Source organism: Rhodococcus sp. CX (genome assembly GCF_015865005.1).
Taxonomy (GTDB): domain Bacteria; phylum Actinomycetota; class Actinomycetes; order Mycobacteriales; family Mycobacteriaceae; genus Rhodococcus.
Window position 1 is genome coordinate 2421 of record NZ_JADZGH010000187.1, and the last position, 3415, is coordinate 5835.

The 3415-nt window shown below is 67.3% G+C and carries 4 protein-coding genes and 1 pseudogene; 1 reads left to right on the top strand and 4 read right to left on the bottom strand.

Annotated features, from left to right (window positions below; all coding sequences use genetic code 11):
* From I0Q12_RS33335 to I0Q12_RS33340, 4 genes and pseudogenes are all read right to left on the bottom strand, one after another.
* On the bottom strand, window positions 1-590 hold a 590-nt coding region (locus tag I0Q12_RS33335; protein ID WP_231611069.1), incomplete at its 3' end, for an acyltransferase.
* A gap of 103 nt (window positions 591-693) precedes the next feature.
* Entirely contained in the window at window positions 694-1467 is a 774-nt protein-coding gene (locus tag I0Q12_RS20165) for a DUF6544 family protein (protein ID WP_231611070.1), read from the bottom strand.
* A 63-nt stretch (window positions 1468-1530) separates the two neighbouring features.
* Window positions 1531-2217 carry a DNA alkylation repair protein gene (locus I0Q12_RS20170; RefSeq protein WP_197253940.1) on the bottom strand — a complete coding sequence of 229 codons (687 nt, stop codon included), beginning with the start codon at window positions 2215-2217 and terminating at the stop codon, window positions 1531-1533.
* 306 nt (window positions 2218-2523) lie between these two features.
* A pseudogene (locus I0Q12_RS33340) lies at window positions 2524-2715 on the bottom strand (DIP1984 family protein); the annotation flags it as partial.
* 35 nt (window positions 2716-2750) lie between these two features.
* Between I0Q12_RS33340 and I0Q12_RS35160 the strand changes: the two are divergent.
* Window positions 2751-3200, top strand: coding sequence for a HEPN domain-containing protein (locus I0Q12_RS35160; RefSeq protein ID WP_374068745.1), 450 nt, complete (start codon window positions 2751-2753; stop codon window positions 3198-3200).
* Window positions 3201-3415: the final 215 nt, after the last annotated feature.

Consider the following 3415-nt stretch of genomic DNA (forward strand, 5'->3'; position numbering starts at 1 on the left):
GCCCCGCCGCGCCTGCGACGGACCGACCAGACGGTCGCCACGATCAGCGCCGGCCACACCAGGTAGAACTGCTCCTCGACCCCCAACGACCAGAAGTGCTGGAACGGGGACGGGGGCGCGTCCGCCGCCAGATAGTCGGTGCCACGCAACGCGAATCGGTAGTTCCCCACGTAGAGCGCACTTGCAATTCCGTCGCCCAGCGCCTCCCGGGCCTGCAACGGGGGCAACAGAAACGCCGAACCGATCGCCGTGACCACCAGCACGAGACCTCCGGCCGGAAGGAGGCGGCGCGCTCGTGCGCTGTAGAAGCGGGCGATCCGCACGGACCCGGTGGACCTCACGTCCCGCCACAGCAGCCCGGTGATGAGGAAACCCGAGACGACGAAGAAGACGTCGACACCGACGAATCCGCCGCCGATCCCGGGCACACCTGCGTGGAACAGGACCACGGCGAGCACCGCAACGGCCCGCAGGCCCTCGATGTCGGGGCGGAATGCCGCACTCGGTTTCCCGGATGGTGCTGCGTCGGAGCCGACGGGATCCGCGCGACCGACCCGGCGCCGTTGTTCCGGGATGCCAACCAGATTCATCCGCGCATCCTTGCAGAGGCCGGCGCCGCGTGCTCGATGAACGGTGACTCTCCGGTGCGCACCGGTGTCGTTTCGGCTGTGTTCTCGGCGGAATGCTGTGTCCTCAGCGGAACACGGCGGCGCTGATCTCCGCGCGGAAGAACTCGCCCTCCGGCCATCGGTTCGTGCCCCACCACCATCCGGCGCGGAAGCGGGACGGAATCGTGATGCCGCCGAACGACGACTCCGCCTCGATGTCCACCCCGAAGGGATAGCGGCCGAAGGGTTCGCCGTTCGGATTGCCCCAGCGATCCAGATGTATCGTCCCGAGCCGGCCGTTTCCGGCGAGTTCGAGGCACACCGTCTCGGTGTGGCGGCCGAGGCGCCAGGTGGCGAGTGCGGAACCGGTTCCCGCCTCGTGCCACGTCGCCGACCTGAATGTCGTTGGTACAAAGATGAATTCGGAGGCCAATCGGCCGGCGGCGCTGGTGTCGACGTCGGTGGTCGCCGCCGCCATCACCGGGACGAGACCACCGAGTTTCCAGTTCATCTCGCCGCGTCCGTCGGTGTACCGGTCGTAGCCGAGAATCGGCAGACCCGCGACCCGCGCGGTCGCCGCCCACACGAACCCGACGCCCGGGGCGAGGATCTGCGCTGCCCGGAACGGGCGCCACGACCCGAGTTTGATGTGACCGCGCATGGTCAGGTGTACCGCGCGGGCGAGCGGCACGCCCGGTTCCAGTGCGTGCGTGAGCCATTGTTGCGCGGCCGAGGGCAGGTCCGCGACCTGCTCGGGGTCGAACTGCTCCGTCGAGGGCGGCAGGGAGCTCAGCGCGTCCCATTCGCGCCGAACCGGTCGCGCCGAGCGTGGTGGAGGCGGGAACACGGGTCCGTCCATGTCTGAAGCATGAGGGCGCGCACCCGGCCGGGCAACCGGACGGGGTGACCGGCGTGACGATCGTTACGTCGCGCTGCGGCGCCGCACGATTTCGGCGATCCAGGTCGGGGCGAACGGCGAGGTACATCCCGGGGACGTCGGGTAGTCCTCGAGCACCTTCAGGCGCTCACCGATCGCGATCGCACGGTCGCGCAGGTCGGCGTGCTCGATGCCGATCTCGGCGAGGCAGTGGTTCATGGCCCACTGCAGTCGATCCGGGGCGTCCTTCATCTGCGCCTCGATGATGTCGAGCAGTCCGGTCAGGTCGAGGCCGTCGGGGTTCTTCGCGACGCGGTCGACGGTCAGTTCCCACCCGGCACTCGCGACGACCGGATCCGGGTCGGCGAACCATGTCGCACGCAGGTCCTCGCAGTGCGGGTTCCTCTTGACCACGTAGTTGACGAGCCAGTCCTGCACCTTGGGGGTGCGCGCCGCCCGCAGCATCGCGTCGAGATCGTCGCGGTCGAACGCCTTCGGACGGCAGATGAGAATGGCCAGCAGCCGGGCTGCGCTGTCGCCGGTGTCCCAGAGTTCCCGCGCGAGATCCTGCTGCGTCTTCAGTCGTTTCGCGACGGCGCGCAGCTTGGTGAGGTTCACCCCGTGGTCGTCGCCGTGTTTCAGGTTGACCGCACGGATCTTGGGGTCGTCGAGTTCGGCGAGTTCGGCCATCACCTCGGCAACCGTGGTGCTGCTGTTCTCCGTTGCGGCCATCGCTCCACTCCTTCTGATCGCGGATGGTATTCGGTTCGATTCGATTCGAGGCGATCCTGATTCGAGGCGTGAGGAGCGCCGAGATGCCCCCGCACCCGCCCTCACCGATCGAAGATCAGCACGTGGTGGTGAATCGTGCGTGGTGCACGGTCTCTTGTGCGTGGTGCTGGGCGTGCGTAGTGCGGTTTGTTGCGCTGCCCCCGCGCACCGAGGTGCCGGAGTTGACCGCGGAATGATGCAGGCGCAGCACGCTCGACGGGCCGGCGCATCGGTCACGGTGCCGTCCCCGAGAGGTGACGCCGCGTTCGTGCGGTTGATACGGCGGATCAGCTGTTCGTACTCGTCCAGCGCATCGGTCGGTTCGGCGAGCAGTGCGACGGGGTCCTCGGCCGGTTCCTCACCCTCCTGATGACGGGCGTTGTCCAGGATCCGTTCCCGCAGCCGGTTGATCCTGCGCAACAGATCTCCGCGCGCGGCCAGCGCCTCGGCCAGCTTCATGTGTCGTCCCCTCGATGATCGTCGGTAGGACCCTAATGTGGTCCGGCCGCGGCGTGGGGGGTGCGGTGGTGTGTCGTCGTGGGCTTAAGTGCGCGGTCCGCGAGATCGTGTCCGACTTCTCGGATTGGCCTTCTCAGGTGTGTTCGGCGCGTAACCAGCTCGCGCATCAGGCGTACACGCCGGAAGCGTCGTCCGACGGTCTGTTGCTTCTGCTGATAGCAGTGGATTATTCGCTGTCGTGGGTGCTGCGGACGGTGTTGTTGCGGCGGGCCGGGATACCGGATGAGGTGGTCCGCCGTTGTTATGAGAACGACGCTCGCTATGGGTTGTACCGGGCGAATGTGCGAAGTTACCTGAATCCGGGGAGGGGCCGCGGACCTGAGCGGTGTTGTCGTTGGTCCCGCCAAGTTCTTGGATGCCGAGACGGCTCCGATCGAGGCGCTGACCGGCACCGAGCTGCACGAGGATCAGTTCGCGCTCTCTGAGGGCCCTGACGATCCCCCACGGGTGGGTACTTCGTCTGGCAGCCGTATATGGGCGTCCCAGAGTCGGTTCTCGATCTCCTGCTGGTCACGGTCATCTGTCGAGGTGTCCTTGCTGGTGAAGGGACGGCCCGAAGACCGGGGTGTTGATGGCGTTCTGGGGGTGGCGGAGTTCGGCCGGCTCGGGGCACAGGGGAGCGTGCTGGTGGGTGATGTTG